At 67.2% G+C, this 20,470-nt stretch carries 14 protein-coding genes; 12 read left to right on the forward strand and 2 right to left on the reverse strand.

The window, feature by feature from the left end:
* Positions 1–109 precede the first annotated feature (109 nt).
* Complete coding sequence (locus ACSVC7_RS27595; protein ID WP_448206362.1) at positions 110–2,446, forward strand: adenosylcobalamin-dependent ribonucleoside-diphosphate reductase; 2,337 nt, start codon at positions 110–112, stop codon at positions 2,444–2,446.
* 26 nt (positions 2,447–2,472) lie between these two features.
* Here the strand turns inward: ACSVC7_RS27595 and ACSVC7_RS27600 are convergent, their stop codons facing one another.
* Positions 2,473–3,363: a LysR family transcriptional regulator gene (locus ACSVC7_RS27600; RefSeq protein WP_448206361.1), complete on the reverse strand. Its 891-nt coding sequence runs from the start codon at positions 3,361–3,363 to the stop codon at positions 2,473–2,475.
* Positions 3,364–3,509: 146 nt separating this feature from the next.
* Between ACSVC7_RS27600 and ACSVC7_RS27605 the strand changes: the two genes are divergently transcribed.
* From ACSVC7_RS27605 to ACSVC7_RS27650, 10 genes are all read left to right on the forward strand, one after another.
* Complete coding sequence (locus ACSVC7_RS27605) at positions 3,510–4,649, forward strand: 4-oxalomesaconate tautomerase (RefSeq protein WP_448206360.1); 1,140 nt, start codon at positions 3,510–3,512, stop codon at positions 4,647–4,649.
* Positions 4,650–4,678: 29 nt separating this feature from the next.
* Positions 4,679–6,070 (forward strand): C4-dicarboxylate transporter DctA, encoded by a 1,392-nt coding sequence (gene dctA / locus ACSVC7_RS27610; RefSeq protein ID WP_448206359.1) that lies wholly within the window; start codon positions 4,679–4,681, stop codon positions 6,068–6,070.
* A 12-nt stretch (positions 6,071–6,082) separates the two neighbouring features.
* Positions 6,083–6,958, forward strand: coding sequence for an HTD2 family dehydratase (locus ACSVC7_RS27615; protein WP_448206358.1), 876 nt, complete (start codon positions 6,083–6,085; stop codon positions 6,956–6,958).
* A 26-nt stretch (positions 6,959–6,984) separates the two neighbouring features.
* The gene (locus ACSVC7_RS27620; protein ID WP_448206357.1) at positions 6,985–8,178 is read left to right on the forward strand and encodes a CaiB/BaiF CoA transferase family protein; all 1,194 of its coding nucleotides are present in this window, start codon (positions 6,985–6,987) and stop codon (positions 8,176–8,178) included.
* A gap of 43 nt (positions 8,179–8,221) precedes the next feature.
* Positions 8,222–9,571, forward strand: a complete 1,350-nt coding sequence (gene pcaB / locus ACSVC7_RS27625; RefSeq protein ID WP_448206356.1) for a 3-carboxy-cis,cis-muconate cycloisomerase — start codon at positions 8,222–8,224, stop codon at positions 9,569–9,571.
* Between the two features lie 265 nt (positions 9,572–9,836).
* On the forward strand, positions 9,837–10,145 hold the full coding sequence (locus ACSVC7_RS27630) for a hypothetical protein (RefSeq protein WP_448206355.1): 309 nt from the start codon (positions 9,837–9,839) through the stop codon (positions 10,143–10,145).
* Between the two features lie 62 nt (positions 10,146–10,207).
* A complete protein-coding gene (locus ACSVC7_RS27635) occupies positions 10,208–10,462 on the forward strand; it encodes a DUF4167 domain-containing protein (RefSeq protein ID WP_448206354.1) in 255 nt (84 codons plus the stop codon).
* 272 nt (positions 10,463–10,734) lie between these two features.
* A complete protein-coding gene (locus tag ACSVC7_RS27640; protein WP_448206353.1) occupies positions 10,735–13,326 on the forward strand; it encodes an ATP-binding protein in 2,592 nt (863 codons plus the stop codon).
* A 298-nt stretch (positions 13,327–13,624) separates the two neighbouring features.
* The gene (locus ACSVC7_RS27645; RefSeq protein ID WP_448206352.1) at positions 13,625–14,050 is read left to right on the forward strand and encodes a peptidoglycan-binding domain-containing protein; all 426 of its coding nucleotides are present in this window, start codon (positions 13,625–13,627) and stop codon (positions 14,048–14,050) included.
* A 212-nt stretch (positions 14,051–14,262) separates the two neighbouring features.
* Positions 14,263–15,885, forward strand: a complete 1,623-nt coding sequence (locus tag ACSVC7_RS27650) for an ABC-F family ATP-binding cassette domain-containing protein (protein WP_448206351.1) — start codon at positions 14,263–14,265, stop codon at positions 15,883–15,885.
* A gap of 41 nt (positions 15,886–15,926) precedes the next feature.
* Here the strand turns inward: ACSVC7_RS27650 and ACSVC7_RS27655 are convergent, their stop codons facing one another.
* The gene (locus ACSVC7_RS27655) at positions 15,927–16,298 is read right to left on the reverse strand and encodes a response regulator (RefSeq protein WP_448206350.1); all 372 of its coding nucleotides are present in this window, start codon (positions 16,296–16,298) and stop codon (positions 15,927–15,929) included.
* Between the two features lie 672 nt (positions 16,299–16,970).
* Here ACSVC7_RS27655 and ACSVC7_RS27660 point away from each other — a divergent pair.
* Complete coding sequence (locus tag ACSVC7_RS27660) at positions 16,971–20,414, forward strand: COR domain-containing protein (protein WP_483508902.1); 3,444 nt, start codon at positions 16,971–16,973, stop codon at positions 20,412–20,414.
* The last annotated feature ends 56 nt before the right edge of the window (positions 20,415–20,470 follow it).

Genomic DNA, 20,470 nt, shown 5'->3' on the forward strand with positions numbered 1-20,470 from the left:
GGAACGTAAGCGGAACGGTGCGGTTGACCGTTTCCGGGAGGCGCCTTACTCTTTCGTGCGCGAAGTGAGCGGGCCACCCCATCGGCCGGCCGCGCGCGAGGGAGGACACATGTCGGGCATCGCCGCCATTTCCCAGCGGATCTGGGATATGAAGTACCGCTTCAAGACGGCCGAGGGCGAGCCCATCGACCGGACGATCCCCGACACCTGGACGCGCGTCGCCACCGCACTCGCGGCACCCGAGGCCGATCCCCAGGCCTGGGCGCCCCGCTTCGAAGAGGCGCTGTCCCGGTTCGAGTTCCTGCCCGCCGGCCGCATCCTGGCCGGGGCCGGCACGGGCCGGACGGTGACCCTGTTCAACTGCTTCGTCATGGGCCGGATCGAGGACGACCTGGGCGCCATTTTCGCGCACCTGCGCGAGGCGGCGCTGACCATGCAGCAGGGCGGCGGCATCGGCTACGACTTCTCCACCCTGCGGCCGAAGGGCGCGCCGGTGAAGGGCGTGGGGGCGGACGCCTCCGGCCCGCTGTCCTTCATGGATGTGTGGGACAGCATGTGCCGCACCATCATGTCCGCCGGCGCCCGGCGCGGCGCCATGATGGCGACGCTGCGCTGCGACCATCCGGACATCGAGGACTTCATCGACGCCAAGCGCGAACCCGGCCGGCTGCGCATGTTCAACCTGTCGGTCCTGGTCACCGACGCTTTCATGGACGCCGTGAAGGAGGACAAGCCCTGGCCGCTGGTCTTCGACGACCGCGTCTACCGCGTCCTGCGCGCCCGCGACCTGTGGGACCGTATCATGCAGGCGACCTACGCCTACGCGGAGCCCGGCGTCATCTTCATCGACCGCGTCAACGAGAACAACAATCTTCGGTATATAGAAAATATTTCCGCCACCAACCCGTGCGGCGAGCAGCCACTTCCACCCTACGGCGCCTGCCTGCTGGGCTCCATCAACCTCGCCGCCCTGGTGCGCGATCCGTTCGAGGAGACGGCGCGGCTCGACCTGGAGCGGTTGCGGGAACTGACGGCGCTGGCCGTCCGCATGATGGACAATGTGGTGGACGCCTCCCGCTTCCCGCTGCCGGAGCAGGCGCGGGAGGCGCAGGCCAAGCGGCGCATCGGACTGGGCGTCACGGGGCTGGCCGACGCGCTGATCCTGTGCCGCACCCGCTACGGCACGGAGCAGGCGGTGGCGCTGGTCGGGTCCTGGCTGAAGACGCTCCAGAACGAGGCCTACCGCGCCTCCGCCCTGCTGGCGGCGGAGAAGGGGGCCTTCCCGCTCTACGACCGCGACCATTATCTGGCCGCCCCCATGGTCCGGGCGCTCGACCCGGACGTGCGGGCGCTGGTCGAGCGGCACGGCACCCGAAACGCGCTGCTGACCTCCATCGCGCCGACCGGCACCATCTCGCTGTTCGCCGACAACGTGTCGTCGGGGATTGAGCCGGTCTTTTCCTACACCTACGAGCGCACGGTGCTGCTTCCCGACGGCGCTCGCCGGACGGAGGAGGTCAGCGACCACGCCTACCGCCTGTTCCGCGCCAAGTTCGGCCCGGACCAGCCGTTGCCGGACTATTTCGTGGACGCGCAGACGCTGACCCCGGCGGAGCATGTCGTCATGCAGGCGGCGGCGCAACGCCATGTGGACAGCTCCATCTCCAAGACCATCAACTGCCCGGAGGATTTGCCCTTCGACGCCTTCAAGGACGTCTACCGGCAGGCCTACGAGCTGGGCTGCAAGGGCTGCACGACCTACCGCCCGAACCCGGTCACCGGTTCCGTCCTCGCGGTGAAGAAGGAGGAGGCGAAGCCCGCCTCGGCCGCTTCCGCCCCCGCCCTTCCGGAACCCGCGGACCCGCGCGGGGAGCCGGGCTCGGTCGTCTACATGACCAAGCCGCTCGACCGGCCGGAAGCGCTTCCGGGCGAGACCTACAAGGTGCGCTGGCCGGACAGCGACCACGCCATGTACATCACCATCAACGACATCGTGGAAGGCGGCCGCCGCCGCCCGTTCGAGGTGTTCATCAACTCCAAGAACATGGAGCATTACGCCTGGACCGTGGCGCTGACGCGCATGATCTCGGCGGTGTTCCGGCGCGGCGGCGACGTGAGCTTCGTCGTGGAGGAGTTGAAGGCCGTGTTCGATCCGCGCGGCGGCGCCTGGATGCAGGGGCGCTACGTGCCGTCGCTGCTCGCCGCCATCGGCGACGTGATCGAGCGGCACATGAAGGCCGTCGGCATGCTGCCGGAGCCGGACACGCTCGTCGCCGAAGCCGCGCGCAAGGCGATGGGCGACCCGGCCACCGCCCAGCAAGCCGCCATGGAGCCCGCCATGGAGCCGGTGCGCGCCCAGCAATGCGCGAAATGCGGCCAGCCGGGCCTGATCCGCCAGGAAGGCTGCGACACCTGCCTGAACTGCGGCTATTCGAAGTGCCAATAGTTTGGGGCTTCGTCCGGCGATGGGCGTCAGGCTTTCCAGGAGCCGAGCAGCACCTCCAGAAAGCGTCCCGCCATCGGTGAGAGGATGGCGCCGTGTCGTCGGACGACACCGATCGTCCGGGAAATCTTTGGGTGGCTCAACGGGATGGTCCGGATGATGGGGTGGCCGGAGGCCGGGGTGGCGAGCTTGGGAAGCACCGCGACACCGAGCCCCGCTTCCACCAGCCCGAGCGAGCTTGCGAGGTGCGTGATCTCGTAGGACCAGTTGAGCTTCAGGCCATGCTGCGCCAGGGCGTTGTCGATCAGCGCCCGGTTGCCGCTGGTCCGGCCCACGGTGATGACCCGGTGTGCCGCCAACTCGTCCCAGCAGACCTCCTGGCGGGATGCCAGCGGATGATCATGCCGGCAGGCGACGACGAAGGGGTCCTCGGCCAGCGGCATGAACTCGATGTCCGGGTGTGACGTGCCGATGAAGTTGATGCCGAAATCCGCCTCTCCGCGTGCCACCGCCTCCAGCCCCTCGTTGGCACCCAGGTCCAGGATGCGGATGCGGATGCGCGGGAACGCGATGCTGAAGCGGCTGATCGCGTTCGGCAGGAAATAGAACACCGCCGTCGGAACGGAGGCGATGGTGACTTGGCCGCCGCTCCGCGCGCCCAGGTCGCTGATCCCCAGCAGCGACGTTTCAAACTCGTCCAGGAAACGCCGGACCTTGGGCATGAAGTCGCGCCCCACCATGGTCAGGGCGACGTGCCGGGTCGAGCGCTCGAACAGGGCCACGCCCAGCGTGTCCTCCAGCTTCTGGATGCGGCGGCTGAGCGCCGGCTGCGAGAGGTTCAGCAGTTCGGCGGCGCGGTTGAAGCTGCCCAGCTCGGCCACCGCCACGAACGCTTTCAGATCGACCAGTTCGAAGTTCATGCCCGGCTCCGCACGGCGGCACGCATTGATGCGTGAAACGGAATAATACTGCGAATCATTGCATTTCACAAATACCGTTGGTGGTCGGAATATCAGCGCATCGGCTTTCTTCGCTGACACGGCGAAAACAAGAGACACCAAGCGCCATGAACCACCTGACGAGCAACCACTTGGCGGGCCGCCAGATCGGCATTCCCTGCGTGATGATGCGCGGCGGGACCTCCCGCGGGCCCTTCTTCCTGGCGTCCGACCTTCCGGCCGCTCCGGCGGAGCGCGACGCCCTCCTGCTCTCCGTCATGGGGGCGGGGAACGACCTGGGGATCGACGGCATCGGCGGCGGCAACCCCCTGACCAGCAAGGTCGCCATCGTCGGTCCCGCCACCATCGCCGGTGCTGATGTGGATTACCTGTTCGCCCAGGTGCGGGTGCAGGAGGGGGTGGTCGACACGTCGCCCAACTGCGGCAACATGCTCGCGGCGGTCGGCCCCTTCGCCATCGAGGCCGGGCTCGTCCCGGCCGCGGACGGGGTGACGGTGGTGCGCATCCACAACGTCAACACCGGCAAGCTGATCGAGGCGCGCGTACAGACCCCCGGCGGCCAAGTGACCTACGACGGCGACGCCGCCATCGACGGCGTGCCCGGCACGGCGGCCGCCATCCATCTGGCCTTCCTCGATGCGGCGGGCGCCAACACCGGCCGGCTGCTGCCCACCGGGGCGCGGATCGACCGGATCGGCGAAATCGAGGTTTCCTGCATCGACGCCGCCATCCCGGTGATGCTGGTCCGCGCCACCGACCTCGGCAAGACGGGGTACGAGCCGACGGACAGCTACCGGCTCGATCGGGACTTCCTGGCCCGGCTGGAAGCGCTGCGCGTGGAGGCCGGCCGCCGCATGGGGTTCCCTAACGCCGCCGGCATGGTGATCCCCAAGCCCGTCCTGCTGGCGCCGCCCACGCGCGGCGGCACGCTGGCCGTGCGCTATTTCATGCCGCACGACTGCCACCGGGCGATGGCCATCACCGGCGCCGTCGCCACCGCGACCGCCTGCACCATCCCGGGAACCGTGGCCGCCACCCTGGCCGGACCAACGGCCATGCCCGGCAACGTCATCTTCGAGCATCCGGCCGGACGGCTGACCGTCCGTCTTGAACCGGGGACCTGCCTTGAACCGGGGGCCGGCCAACCCGCCCCCGTCGCCAGCATCCTGCGCACCGCGCGGCGCCTGTTCGAGGGGACCGTGTTCGCACGGCCATTGGACCCGCCGCGGGCCGCCATGGCGGCCTGACGCCACAGCACAAGAGAGGAGGAAACGCCATGCGCCTACAAACGGGAAACCAAACCCCGGCGCAGACCAAGCCCCCAACCAAGCCCAAGGCTTTTTACAAAGCCCTGTATTTCCAGGTCGTCGTCGGCCTGGCCCTGGGCATCCTGGCCGGTCATCTCTGGCCGGACTTCGGGGCGTCCCTGAAGCCGCTTGGCGACGGGTTCGTCAAGCTGGTCAAGATGATGATCGCGCCGGTGGTCTTCTGCACCATCGTCAGCGGCATCACCAGCCTCAACGATACCCGCGAGATCGGCAAGACGCTGGTGAAGTCGATGGCGCTGTTCTACGCGCTGACGGCGGCAGCGCTCCTCATCGGGCTGGCGACGGTCCTGATCATCGAGCCCGGTGCGGGCATGCACGTGTCGCCGGCGTCGCTCGATCCGGCGGTGGCGGCGCGCTACGCCAAGCAGGCGGCTCCGGTCGGCTTCACCGCCTTCCTGCTGCACATCATCCCGCAGTCCTTCTTCGGCGCCTTCGCCGACGGCGAGGTGCTGCCGGTGCTGCTCATCGCCGTCCTGGTCGGCTTCGGCCTGACGCGGGTCGGCAAGGCCGGCGAACCGGTCGTCCAGGGCATCGACGCCTTCGCCCATGTGCTGTTCGCCGCCTTCGGCTTCATCATGAAGCTGGCCCCGATCGGCGCGTTCGGCGCGATGGCCTTCACCGTCGGCAAGTACGGCATCGACTCCATCGGCTCGCTCGGCCTGCTGATCCTCACCTTCTACGTGGCCTGCGGCGCCTTCCTGGTGATCGTCATCGGCACGCTGGCGCGCCTGCACGGCTTCAGCCTGTGGAAGGTGCTGCGCTACTTCCGCGAGGAACTGCTGATCGTGCTCGGCACCTCGTCCTCCGAACCGGTCCTGCCGCGCGTGCTGCAGAAGCTGGAGGCGCTGGGCTGCAAGAAGGGCGTCTCCGGTCTGGTGCTGCCCATGGGCTACTCCTTCAACCTGGACGGCACGGCGATCTACCTGACGCTGGCCTCCCTGTTCATCGCCCAGGCCTGCGACATCCACCTGTCGGCCGGCCAGATCGTCGCCATGCTCGGCGTCATGCTGCTGACCTCGAAGGGTGCGGCAGGGGTCACCGGCAGCGGCTTCGTCGCCCTGGTCGCCACGCTGACGGTGATGCCGGACCTTCCCGTGGCGGGCGTCGCGCTGCTCGTCGGCATCGACCGCTTCATGTCCGAAGCCCGCGCCCTGACCAGCATCATCAGCAACTGCGTCGCCAGCATCGTCGTCTCGATCTGGGAGAACGCCTGCGACCGCGAGGTTCTGCACCGGGAGCTGAACCAGAGCTACGCCCGCACCGAGCGGTGCCTGGAGGAGAAGGGCGACATCGCCGTCCTGCCGCTGAACACCCGGACGCCCGCCCAGCCGTCGCACTGAAAGGACGCCACCATGAACGCCCCCACCCTGAACGCCCCCACCCTGAACACCAAGGACTGGATCGGCCGAACCGAGACCGTGTCCGACACCGCCACCCCCACCCCCTACGCCGCGCTGTCGGCCACGCTGGACCGGCCCGCCGAGCGTCCCCCGGTCGGCACCCCGCTCCCGCCGCTGTGGCACTGGCTGTACTTCCTGCCGCTGCACCGCCAGTCGGAAATCGGGCCGGACGGCCACGCCAAGCGCGGCGGCTTCCTGCCCCCGGTGCCGCTGCCCCGCCGGATGTGGGCCGGCAGCCAGTTCGAATTCCACAGCCCCCTGCGCGTCGGCGACGCCCTGACCCGGACCTCGACCATCCATGACGTGACCGAGAAGTCCGGGCGCACCGGCCCGCTGGTCTTCGTCAAGGTCCGCCACGAGATCCGCCGCACCGGCGAGACCGAGGTGGCGCTGACCGAGTTTCACGACATCGTCTACCGCGAGGCCGCCAGCCCGGACGATGTGCCGCCGGAGCCCCGGCCGGCGCCGGCGGACGCGGCCTGGGAGAAGCGCTGGGTTCCCGACGACGTGCTGCTGTTCCGCTACTCCGCGCTGACGTTCAACGGCCACCGCATCCACTACGACCGGCGCTACGTGACGGAGACAGAAGGCTATCCGGGGCTGATCGTGCACGGCCCGCTGATCGCCACCCTGCTGCTCGACCTGCTGCGCCACCAGCGGCCGGAGGCCGAGGTCGCCTCCTACAGCTTCAAGGCGGTGCGGCCGACCTTCGACATCAACCCCTTTTCGGTGTGCGGCACGCCGCAAGCGGACGGCAAGACGGTCCACCTGTGGGCCAAGGACCACGAGGGCTGGCTGACCATGGACGCCACCGCGGTGCTGAAGTGAGGACGCCCCCTATGAAACCGACCAACATGAAACCCCTCGCTGGAATCACCGTCGTCACCCTGGAACACGCCATCGCTGCCCCCTTCGCGACGCGCCAGCTCGCCGACCTCGGCGCCCGCGTCATCAAGGTGGAACGTCCCGGCGTCGGCGACTTCGCCCGCGGCTACGACGAGCGGGTGCGCGGTGTCGCCTCGCACTTCGTGTGGACCAACCGCTCGAAGGAAAGCTTGACGCTCGACGTCAAGCACCCGGAGGCGCAGGCGATCCTCAAGCGCCTGATCCACGAACAGGCCGACGTGGTTGTGCAGAATCTGGCCCCTGGTGCCGCCGCCCGCCTCGGCCTGTCCTACGAGGCGCTGTCCGCCGAGAAGCCGGGGATCATCGTCTGCGACATTTCCGGCTACGGCGGCGATGGCCCGTACCGGGACAAGAAGGCTTACGACCTGCTGATCCAGGGCGAGTCCGGCTTCCTGTCGGTGACCGGCACGCCGGAAACACCCTCCAAGGCCGGCCCCTCCATCGCCGACATCTCCGCCGGCATGTACGCCTACAGCAATATCCTGGCGGCGCTCCTGCAACGCCAGCAGACCGGCCGGGGCTGCCGCATCGACGTCTCCATGCTGGAATCGCTGGTGGAGTGGATGAGCTACCCGCTCTACTACGCCTTCGACGGCGCGCCGCCGCCGGCCCGCACCGGCGCCAGTCACGCCACCATCTACCCCTACGGCCCGTTTCCGGCCGGCGACGGCAAGACGGTGCTGCTCGGCCTCCAGAATGAGCGCGAATGGGCGGCTTTCTGCGACACGGTCCTGAAGCGCCCCGAACTGGCGCGGGAGGAGCGCTTTTCCAGCAACTCCCGCCGCAACGCGGCGCGCGACGAATTGCGCGCGATCATCGTCGCGGCTTTCGCCGACCTGACCGCCGAGGAGGTGGTCGCCCGGCTGGAGGCCGCAAACATCGCCAACGCCCAGGCCAACAGCATGCAGGACGTCTGGAAGCACCCGCAACTGGCGGCCCGCAACCGCTGGCGCACGGTGGAGACCCAGAACGGTCCGGTGCCGGCCCTGCTGCCGCCGGGCGTGGCGAGTGGCAATGGCGCGCATGAGGATGCGCGCATGGACCCGGTGCCGGCGCTCGGCCAGCACACGGATCGCATCCTCGCGGACCTGGGCTATGCCTCCGGCGACATCGCCCAGTTGCGCAGCGAAAAGGCGATCTGAGCCGCGCCCCGAACCGAGAACCAATTTTGGGAGGACCCGAATCATGCCGTCCACGATCATCGACTCCGCCATTTTCGGCGACATGTTCAGCACCCAGGCCATGCGCGCGGTCTGGTCGGACGAGAACCGCACGCGCAAGTACCTGGACATTGAGGCCGCCCTCGCCCGCGTCCAGGGCCGCCTGGGCATCATCCCGCAGGAAGCGGCCGACGAGATCGTCGCCAACTGCTCCCTCGACAAGATCGACATGGCGACGCTGAAGGCCCAGACGGAGCGCATCGGCTACCCCGTGCTGGGCGTCGTCTCGCAGCTCAACGCGCTCTGCCGTGGCCGGCTCGGCGAATACTGCCACTGGGGCGCCACCACGCAGGACATCACCGACACGGCGACGGTCCTGCAGATGCGCGAGGCGCTGGACATCATCGACGAGGACTTGGCGGCGCTGTCGGCGGCCCTGGCGGATCTGGCCAAGCGCCACCGGGACACGCCGATGATCGGCCGCAGCAACCTCCAGCAGGCGGTGCCGGTGACCTTCGGCTACAAGATGGCTGGGCTGTTGTCGGCGGTCGAACGCCATCGCGAGCGGCTGGCGCAGCTCCGCCCACGCGTGCTGATGGGCGAGTTCGCCGGCGCGGCCGGCACGCTGGCCTCCCTGGAGCACGGCGCCATGGAGACGCAGGCCGGCCTGATGGAGGAACTGGGCCTCGCCCAGCCGGTGATCGCCTGGCACACCATCCGCGACACCATCGCCGAGGTCGGCTGCTTCCTGGGCCTGATCGGCGGCACGCTCGGCAAGCTGTCGATGGACGTGAAGCTGATGATGCAGACCGAGGTCGGCGAGGTCTACGAGCCCTACGCGCACGGCCGCGGGTCGAGCAGCACCATGCCGCAAAAGCGCAACCCGATCTCCAGCTGCTACATCCACGCGGCGATCTCCGTGGTGCGCCAGCACACGGCAGCCCTGCTCGACGCCATGGTGGCCGATCACGAGCGTTCGACGGGTCCGTGGGAGATCGAGTGGATCGTCCTGCCGGAGGCGTTCTGCCTGCTGGCTGGCGCCCTGAAGCAGGCGCGATCCGTGGTGAGCGGCCTGGAGGTCGATGCCGAGCGGATGCGCGCCAACCTGGAGATGACCAACGGGCTGGTGGCGTCCGAGGCGGTGATGATGGGGCTTGGCCGCCACATCGGCCGCGAGTATGCCCACGACCTCGTCTACGACCTCTGCCGCGAGGCGGTGCGGCAGAACCGGCCGTTGCTCGACCTCCTGGCGGAGACGCCGGAAATCAGCGCGTGTCTCAGCCGCGCCGAATTGGCCAAGCTCTGCGATCCGGCCAATTACCTGGGGCAGTCGGGGGTCATGGTCGATCGTGTGCTGGCCCGCATGAACCGCTGACTGGGCCATTCAGGGCTGGCTCAGGCAAACCACGCGCCGGTTGTTGGTCGCTTCCGCCTGGGCGGTACCTGTGGCGAGAACTCCTTCAGGAGGACGCTATGGGCGCCCCCGGCGGAAGACGCGAGCACCGGGAAACGGCAGGAGGTCCCTTCGTTCGAAGGCTGACAGAGAATTCCCACCAGAATTCCCACCAGAATTCCCACGGCGGATCGGCCGAAATCTGTTAGGTTGGGCGGGACTGTGATTGGCGACGGGGGTGTCTTGGATGCCGCTGATGGAACGGACCGCGCAAGGCGACCAGTATGTTCTTCCCGGTGCGGAGCGCCGGACCGTGCCCGGGCGCCCCTACGCCGCCGAACCTGATGGGCAACTCGCGCTCCATTTCTATGAGCCTCCGCGTGCGGACGAACGGGATACCGGCAAATCGCCCCCGACGCCTCGCGTTTTGCCCCAGCCCACACCGATCAACGACGGTCTGCTTGTCGGCCGTGTTGCGTTCTTCCCGCAAGTCATGAATGATGTCGCCGAAGCTTTTCGGGCCTTCTCCGGCGCGACGCAAGAGCGCCGGGAATAAGCTTCAGAGAGCAATTCCTCTCTCCTGATCGTGGCCCGCAGACCACCCGAGGACGATATTCCATGCCTTTTGACAACCCGGCGAACGGTCGGGCCCGTCGGCAGCCGCGGTTCGGCAAAGCGGCCCAACAGCAAGCCCCGCAGGGGACTCCGGCGCGAGCGCGCTCGAAGGTGAACGGTTCGGCCGAACAAAAGCACGCTCAATGGCTTGCCCGTGCCAGCGATGCCGAGCGGTCCGGCGATTCCATCGAAGCCGAGAATTGCCGTCAGCACGCGGAGCATTGGTTTCGTGTGGCCCACGGCCGCAACGATCCATGACGACGCGCTCGTTCCATCCTTCGCCACGCCGACCGGCACCCAAATCCTAAGCTGATCCACAAGCCCGCCGCGCCTGTTCCGGTCTGCCTCGTCGTCGCAAGCGTAACCATGCAGCACGGTCTGTGTTGCTCTTGTTCTTGATCCATCCGGGACAAGAACATGGTTGCCAAAGCAGCGGCCCAACAGCCTCGGGCCCAACAGTCTCGGAACGGGGCAGCGAAGCGCGGGCACGGTGGCAAGCGCCGGAACATCGGCGCGAAGGGTGGGCGTCCATGAGCATTCTGGTCCGCCTGCTCCTGCTCGTTCTGCTCGCCCTCGCACCGATCGCCGCCCTGGAGGTTTGGAATCAGTTCGACTTCCGCCGCGACCGCGAGGAGGAAATCCGCGGCACGGCCTTGCAGCTCCTTGGCCTGCTTGGCGGCGAGCAGCAGCGGCTGGTGGAGGGTGTCCGGCAAATGCTCTCGTTGCTGGCCGAGACACGGGCCGCACGGGATCTCGATGCGGTCCAATGCCAGGAACTTCTGGAGCGGACGCGTCGGCGGATCCCGCACTATCTGACGATCAATCTCGCAAGCCGGGACGGCGTCATTCTTTGCTCCACGGACACGGCTCTGGCGGGGTTGACGATCGCCGATCGGGCGCACGTCCAGGCGGCGCTGGAGAGCGGCACCTTCACCGTCGGCGAGTTCATCCGGCGACGGCCGAGCGACGTGCCTGCGATGCCGTTCGGTCTGCCCATCCGCCAGGACGACGGTTCGCTGGTCGGCGTCGTCACCGTGCTGATCGATCTGGGATGGCTCGCAAGCTATCTTGCCGACCACCCGCTTCCGCCCAATGCCGCAGTGCTCGTAGCCGACAGCAACGGCGTCGTCCTCGCCCGCGCGCCGGAGATGCCCGGCGTGATCGGTACCGTGCTCCCCGACCGCTTTCGCCCACTGCTCGACGCGGGCGCGGTCGGCACCGCCGAACTGTCCGGCATCGACGGGACCGAGCGGGTGTTCGCCTATGTGCCGCTCGCCGCCGGCGTTCGCCACATCTTCGTGGCGATCGGCATCGACCGCGAAGCCGCCATGGCCGGCAGCGACGAGGCGCTGCAACGCTCCCTTCTGTCGACCCTGGCCGCGCTCCTGCTCAGCGTGGTCGCGGTGTTCCTGCTCACCAAACATTACGTCCACCGGCCGGTGGAGGCGCTGGTCGCCGCAACCCGGCGCTGGCGCGCGGGCGACCTCTCCGCGCGCGCCCGCCTGCCGGACGACGGCTCCGAGTTGGGCTTGCTGGGTCGGGCATTCGACCGCATGGCCGAGGATCTCGACGCCCAGACGCGCGCCAAACAGGCCACCGCCGCCGCGCTCCAGGCCAGCGAGGCCCGGTACCGCGCCCTCGTCGAGAGCGCGCCGCAGAAGATGTGGGTGAACCGGCCCGACGGCACCCTGGAGTTCGTCAACGCGGCTTTCCGCACCTACACCGGCCGCGAGACGACCGAGGCCACGCGCATGAACGACCTTCATCCGGACGATGTCGCGCGCATCCAGCGAGTGCGCGCACACGCCATTGCCGCGGGCGAGCCGCACGAGTACGAGTTGCGTTTGCGGCGAGCGGACGGGGCCTACCGATGGCACCTCAGCCGCACCCACCCCATCCGCCAGGAGGATCACATCGTCGCCTGGTTCGGCGGTGCGGTGGACATCCACGACATTCACCGCGCCAAGGAGGCGGCGGAAGAGGCTGACCGGTCGAAGAGCCGCTTCCTGGCGGCGGCCAGCCACGACCTGCGCCAGCCTCTGCAATCGATTCTCCTGTTCGCCGAGGCGCTTCGGCCGCATCTGGTGGGTACGACCGGGCGGGACCGGCTGGACAGCTTGCAGCATGGCCTCGATGTCCTGAAGGAGTTGCTCGACAGCCTGCTCGACATCTCCCAACTCGACGCTGGCATTGTGGCGCCGCAGTTCGAAGTGTTCCGCGCGTCGGAGGTGCTGGAACCGCTGGACGATGCCTACGCGCCGATCGCGCGCGGCAAAGGGCTGGAATGGCAGGTCACGCCATGCGACGCGACGGTCTGCAGCGACCGCGTGCTGCTCGGCCGCATGCTGCGCAATCTGGTCGAGAACGCCATCCGCTACACGGAGCGCGGCCGGATTTTGATCGACGGCATCGTCCAGGCGGACCGCCTGCTGATCGAGGTCCAGGACACCGGCTGTGGCATACCGATGGACCAACTCGGCCGCATCTTCGACGAGTTCCACCAGGTCGGAAACTCCGAGCGGGATCGCAGCCAGGGGCTGGGGCTGGGACTTGCCATTGTGCGGCGTCTGTCGAAGCTTCTGGATCACCCCGTTGACGTTCACTCCCGTCCGACCGGTGGTTCGGTGTTCAGCATCGCCGTGCCACTCGCGGTGCCGGCGGACGTAGCGGCGGAAACAGGGGCGCTTCCTCCCGCTCCGGCGGAGCCGGCTCCGGTCCATGGCCAGCACCGGAGGCTCGCGGTTGTGGTGGACGACGACAAGATCGTGCTGATGGCTCTTGAGACCATTCTCCGCGAATGGGATTTCGACGTTGTGGCTGCGGAGTCGGCGGATCGGGCGCTGGAACACCTGAAGGAGACAGGACTGCGGCCCGACATCCTGATCGTCGACTACCGCCTGCGTGCGGGAAAGGTCGGGACGGACGTTGTCGTGCGCGTCCGTGAGATGTGCGGACGCGACGTTCCCGGAATCATCGTGACCGGCGAAATCGGCCCGGAACCACAGAACGATGCCACGTCACACGGCCTTGGGCTTCTCCAGAAGCCGGTCACGCCCCGCCTCCTTGAGGCCGCGCTCGCCCGGCATATGCCGGGTGCTGATACCATGTTCGAAAAGTTCTGACCTTTCGAACATGGTATCGGCCACGACGGTGGCCGCGGCCCGCAAGGGCCGAAGCCTGCGTGGCGTGTGAACGCAGCGGTCCGAATTTTTCGGACCGCGTATGACTGAGCGGGAATGGCCGTCGATCGGACGAGCAGGTCTCGGCTTGGCGGATGCAACGTCGTGGTGTGATCAACGCACATAGGGTACGCCGAAGGAGAGCCGCTGCCATATCCGACCATCCACATAACTCACTAGAGGAGATCGTCATGTCCTTCGGGAAGGCGGTCATCCCTGAAAGAGCTTTTGGGAGGATGACATGCGACTGCGGAATGTGTCGGCCGTGATGTTGGCTGTTGGAATGGTGCTGGCGGCGGGCGCGGCCGACGCCCGCTCCTCAACGATGAGCCGAACCGAGGTCCAGCACGTCCAACGTGCTCTGAACAGTGCCGGTTATGATGTCAGGGTCGATGGGAAGTGGGGGCCGAGCACCCAGCGCGCTTTGCGGGAGTACCAGCAGGCGCACGGCTTGACCGCGACGGGCCGGCCTGACCGCGATACGCTGGCGGCGTTGGACACCGGGTCGCAGCGTCGGATGTCGGGCAGCTCCGGTGCACGGCTGGACCAGTCGCCCACAGCGGGAGGTTCGGCCGGGATCAACCATATGGGCAACAGCGGGAAAGGATCGCGGACGCGAACCGACACGCTGACCAACCCCTCAACGGTTTATCCGGCACCGCAGTAACCGATCACGTCTTTGTCCGTGTGTCTGCGGCAGCGGTCGGCCGGGATGCGGCCGACCGCTTTTTGCCCACAAGAGCCTGCCCGCGGGAGCCGCAACGCCCTGTGCAATCCGGTGCGGGAGAAAGCTTTTCGCCGGCCTGTCGATCAGGACTCCATCACATCGCCCATCCTGTGGCATAAGGAGCCCGCAACGCCACGGGAACCCAGTCGCACATGATTCGCTTCGATAACGTCAGCAAGCAGAATGGCCACCGAATTCTTTTTCTGGAAGCTTCCGCGGCACTGAACAGGGGCGAAAAGATCGGTCTCGTTGGTCCCAACGGCGCGGGCAAGACGACACTGTTCCGGATGATCACCGGCGAGGATTTGCCGGACACTGGTCAGGTGGCGATCGAGAAGCAGGTTTCGATCGGCTATTTCAACCAGGACGTCGGCGAAATGTCCGGCCGATCGGCGGTCGCGGAAGTCATGAACGGAGCTGGCCCGGTCAGCACCGTGGCGGCGGAGTTGGCGAGCCTCGAAGCGGCCATGGCCGATCCCGACCGCGCCGACGACATGGATTCGATCATCGAGCGCTATGGCGAGGTGCAGGCCCGCTTCGAGGAGCTGGGCGGCTACGAGCTGGAGGGGCGGGCGCGGGAAGTGCTCGCCGGGCTCAGCTTCAGCCAGGAGATGATGGACAAGGACGTGGGGGCTCTGTCCGGCGGCTGGAAGATGCGCGTGGCGCTCGCCCGCATCCTGCTCATGCGGCCCGACGTCATGCTCCTCGACGAGCCGAGCAACCATCTGGACATCGAAAGCCTGATCTGGCTGGAGGGATTCCTGAAGGGCTTTGAGGGCGCCCTTCTGATGACCTCGCACGACCGCGAGTTCATGAACCGCATCGTCACGAAGATCATCGAGATCGACGGAGGATCGCTGACCAGCTACTCCGGCGATTACGCCTTCTACGAGCAGCAGCGGGCGTTGAACGAGAAGCAGCAGCAGGCGCAATACGAACGCCAGCAGGCCATGCTGGCGAAGGAACTGAAGTTCATCGAGCGCTTCAAGGCCCGGGCCTCGCACGCCAGTCAGGTTCAAAGCCGGGTGAAGAAGCTGGACAAGATCGAGCGGTTCGAGCCGCCGAAGCGCCGCCAGCTGGTGACGTTCGACTTTCCGCCGGCCCCGCGCTCGGGCGAGGATGTGGCGGTCCTGAAAAACGTCCACAAGGGCTATGGCAGCCGGACCATCTATCAGGGGCTCGACCTCACCATCCGCCGGAAAGAGCGCTGGTGCGTCATGGGCGTCAACGGGGCCGGCAAGTCGACGCTGCTGAAGCTGGTGGCCGGTGCCGCCGAACCGGACGCCGGGACCGTCGCCGTCGGAGGCAGCGTCCGGATGGGCTATTTCTCCCAGCACGCGATGGAACTTCTCGACGGCGAGAAGACGGTGTTCGAATCGCTGGAGGCATCCTTCCCGCATGCCAGTCAGGGATCGCTCCGCGCGCTGGCCGGCTGCTTCGGATTCTCCGGCGACGACGTGGAAAAGAAGTGCCGCGTCCTGTCCGGTGGCGAAAAGGCCCGGCTCGTGATGGCGACCATGCTGTTCAACCCGCCGAACTTCCTGGTGCTCGACGAGCCGACCAACCACCTCGACCTCGACACCAAGCAAATGCTCATCACGGCGCTGGACGCCTACGAGGGCACCATGCTGTTCGTGTCGCACGACCGCCATTTCCTGGCGAAGCTGTCCAACCGGGTGCTGGAGCTGACGCCGGAGGGCATTCACCAGTATGGCGGCGGCTACACGGAGTATGTGGCGCGCACCGGGCAGGAAGCGCCCGGGATCCACAGCTGATCGGCGCGGTCCGGGGAAACGGGGACCGCGTCGTCCGAGCCCTACTGGACTCCCAGCAGGGCCTTCACGTTCCGGATGATCGCGTCTTCGGTGAAGGGCTTCGGGACGACGGCAAGCTGTCCCGGCTCTTCCTCGGGCAGCTGCTCGGTGCAGCCGGACGTCACCAGGATCGGCAGTTCGGGACGCAGCTCCCGCATGCGGCTGATCAGGGTCGTTCCGTCCACATGCGGCATCCGGATGTCCGTGATGAGGACATCAGCGGGATCGGCCTGATCGATCTTGATGGCGTCGAACCCGTTGCGTCCGATCGTCACGCGATAGCCGAGAGCCTCCAGCGCTTCGGCGACGGTCACCGCCACGACCGCGTCATCTTCGGCGACAATCACATGGAACGGTTGCGACGGTTGCGACATGGTGGGTAAGCCTCGTTGCTTCGGACGCGTTGGGTTCATACTGCCCACCGGCCGGCCGCGTGCCAAGACCCAACAGCGGATGCTCCCCTGAAGCGTTGGTCCGGCAACGCCTGCGGGAACACCTCGGCCCTGCCTGAACTGTGGCTGTTCGACATGCGGGCCGTGATCTGAGGCAATGGCGTCGGCCAAACCCGTCGCCATTCTGCCGCCTGTGGTTTTGCGGAGACCGGAATCCGCTATGCCCGGCCGCCACGACACGACGCCCGGCAACGGTTCGAAGAGGACGCTGCCGGCGATGCGCGCGGTGATTTACATCGCCTTTCCCGCTCCATATAGATGATTGCGTCAGCCTTTCCCTTGGTGAACGCAATGGCCGCTGCGCAGTCCGGAATCTCTTCTCCTATGGAAATCGCGCTTCAGCGCATTGCCGAGGAGGCCGAACGGCGCACAGGCACGCTCGATCTGAGCGAGCTTGGACTTGAAACGATCCCCGAGGCCCTGTTCGACCTGAAGCACCTCCGGGTGCTCAATCTTGGATGGGGTGAGTATTGGGGAGATTATTGGAGAGCCAGCCGCGTCGATGCGCAATGTGGGGAGTTGGCGTCACTGCCCCTGCTCAAGACCCTATTGGTAAAAGGAACTGACCTCAGCAACCTTGAACCGATCCAATTCTTGAGATCTCTTCAACACCTTGACTGCTCGGATACCGAGGTCAACGACCTCGCACCGCTCGCCAGCGTCAATGGGCTCCAGCACATCGACTGCTCGGGCACCCGGGTCAGCGACCTCGCGCCGCTCGCCAGCGTCACTGGGCTCCAGCACATCTACTGCTCGGGCACCCGGGTCAACGACCTCGCGCCGCTCGCCAGCATCACTGGGCTCCAGCACATCGACTGCTCGGGCACCCAGGTCAGCGATCTCGCGCCGCTCGCCAGCATCACTGGGCTCCAGCACATCGACTGCTCGCACACCCGGGTCAGCGACCTCGCACCGCTCGCCAGCGTCACTGGGCTCCAGCACATCGACTGCTCGCACACCCAGGTCAGCGACCTCGCACCGCTCGCCAGCGTCACTGGGCTCCAGAACATCTACTGCTCGGGCACCCGGGTCAACGACCTCGCGCCGCTCGCCAGCGTCACTGGGCTCCAGCACATCAACTGCTCGGCTACCCGGGTCAGCGACCTCGCGCCGCTCGCCGGCATCACTGGGCTCCAGAACATCTTCTGCTCGGGCACCCGGGTCAACGACCTCGCGCCGCTCGCCAGCATCACTGGGCTCCAGAACATCTTCTGCTCGCACACCCAGGTCAGCGACCTCGCGCCGCTCGCCAGCATCACTGGGCTCCAGAACATCAACTGCTCGGGCACCCGGGTCAACGACCTCGCACCGCTCGCCAGCATCACTGGGCTCCAGCACATCGACTGCTCGGGCACCCAGGTCAGCGACCTCGCACCGCTCGCCAGCGTCACTGGGCTCCAGCACATCGACTGCTCGGGCACCCAGGTCAGCGACCTCGCGCCGCTCGCCGGCATCACTGGGCTCCAGAACATCTTCTGCTCGGGCACCCGGGTCAACGACCTCGCACCGCTCGCCAGCATCACTGGGCTCCAGCACATCGACTGCTGGGGCACCCAGGTCAGCGACCTCGCGCCGCTCGCCAGCATCACTGGGCTCCAGCACATCGACTGCTCGCGCACCCAGGTCAGCGACCTCGCACCGCTCGCCAGCATCACTGGGCTCCAGCACATCGACTGCTCGCGCACCCAGGTCAGCGACCTCGCACCACTCGCCGGCATCACTGGGCTCCAGCACATCGACTGCTCGGGCACCCAGGTCAGCGACCTCGCGCCGCTCGCCAGCATCACTGGACTCCAGCACATCGACTGCTCGGGTTGTCGGTTGCGATCCTTGCCAGCGGATCTGCTGAACCATCCCTCGCTCACCACACTGGTGCTGCACCTGGGCGCGGTGGCCGGAATACCGCCGACCGGAGTGCTCTCGACAAACATTGCCGACAACTGCCTGGACCGGATCCGGGCTCATTTCGCCGATCTCGGGGCGGGTGCGGCGGTGGTGCCGGGCGTCAAGCTCCTGCTGCTTGGCAACGGATGCGCGGGAAAGACGCAGATCGCGCGCTGGCTGGCCGGGCAAGAATTCGACCCGGTCTGGAATTCCACCCATGGCATTCAAATCGGCGAGGCGCTCCTGCCGGGCGAGAGGGAGGTGCGGCTTCGCATCTGGGATTTTGGTGGTCAAGACATTTACCACGGCGCCCATGCCCTTTTCCTGAACAGCCCGGCCATTCTGGCGGTGGTCTGGGCCGAGGAGACCGAACGGCAGGAAACCCACAGCTATGGCGGGCTGGAGTTCCGCAATCAGCCCCTGGCCTATTGGATCGACGTGGCGCGCCACCAAGGCCACCCCGCCAGCCCGGTGCTGGTCGTGCAGAGCAAATGCGACCGGCCGGAGCACGACGCCCGGCGCCCGCCGGTCCCGGACGTGTTGCTGGACGATCTGCCCTATTGCAAACCACTGAACGTCAGCGCCATGACCGGCCGAGGGCGGGAGGCGCTGAAGGAAGCGCTGGGGGACGCCGCGACGTGGCTGCGCGCGCCGGAACGCATCGGGCAGCCTCTGGTCGGCATCGGCCGCCTGAAAGTGCAGCAGCGGCTGGAAAAGATGCGGGAGGACGACATGGCCCTGCCCCGCGACCAACGCCGCCACCGCCTGCTGTCCATGGCCGCGTTCGAGGCCATCTGCGCGGAGGAAGGGGGCGTGTCCTCCCCCCGACATCTGCTGACCTATCTGGACGCCGAGGGCACGGTGTTTCACCGGCCGGGCTTGTTCCACGACCATATCGTGCTCGACCAGGATTGGGCGCTGGAAGCGATCTACGCCGTGTTCGAGCGTGACCGCGGCGCGCTGACGGAGATCCGCCGCGCGAACGGCCGCTTCACCCTCCCGCTGCTCGGGCGGCTGGTCTGGCGGGACTACAGCCAGGACGACCAGACCCTGTTCATCAGCATGATGCGGTCCTGCGGCATCTGTTTCCGGCACCGGACCTTCGAGGACGGCACGGACAGGGTGGAGGAATACATCGCGCCCGACCTGCTGCCGAACCGCGCCGCCGTCTCCGGCGGGATTGCCGGGCGATGGGACGACGACCGGGCGGGCGAGACGGCGGTGTTCCGCTATCCGATGCTGCATGGCGGACTGATCCGGGCGATCATGGCGGAGGTGGGCGAGATGGCCGGTGCGGACGCCCTCTATTGGCAGGGCGGCCTGTGCGGGTCGGAGACGACCAGCGGCAGCCGGGTGATGATCGAGCAGACGATGAGCGGGCCGTGGCGGGGCGAGATCCGCATCCGGACCCAGCGGGGACAGGCGGCGGAGCAGTTGGACCGGCTGGTGAAACTGGTGGAATCCGCGCAAGCCCGCTTCGGCCTGCGGCCCGAGGCGGTGGAGCGCAGCAGCACGGCCCACAGCATGAAGGAGTCTCAAACCATGACTTTCGGCCAGGAAAAGCCGAAGGAACCGGAATGGTACGTGTCCTACGCCTGGGGCGACAAAACGCCCGAAGGCCGGAAGCGGGAAAAGATCGTGGACGACCTTTGCGCCGCCGCCGCGGCGTGCGGCCATGTGATCCTGCGTGACAAGGAGGTGCTGGGCCTGGGCGACAGCATCTCCAGCTTCATGCGGCGGATCGGCGAGGGCGACCGCGTCTTCGTCATCCTCAGCGACAAGTATCTGCGCTCGCCCCATTGCATGTTCGAACTCAGCGAGATTTGGCGGACCAGCCAGATGAAGGGCGACGCCTTTCTCGACCGGGTGCGCGTCTATGCCCTTGAAAAAACAAAGATCTGGGATCCCAGGGATTGGGCCGATTGGGCCATCCACTGGAAAACCGAATACGACGATCTGGACGGCCGCGCCCGCGCGCATGGCGCGGCGGTGCTGGGCCAGCGTGGCAACGACCGGCTGCGACAGATGCAGTTCTTCTACACGCAGGTGGCGGACATCCTGGGAACCATCGCCGACATCGTCCAGCCCCGCAGCTTCGAAGAGCTTGTCGAATACGGCTTCGATGACGGCCCGACCGACGGCGACCCGGCGTAGGCATCGGCCACCCTTCTTGTTGTGCGGCGCAACAAAGCACCTTGCACTTTTCCGGG

The sequence above is a fragment of the Azospirillum mesophilum genome (genome assembly GCF_053470405.2).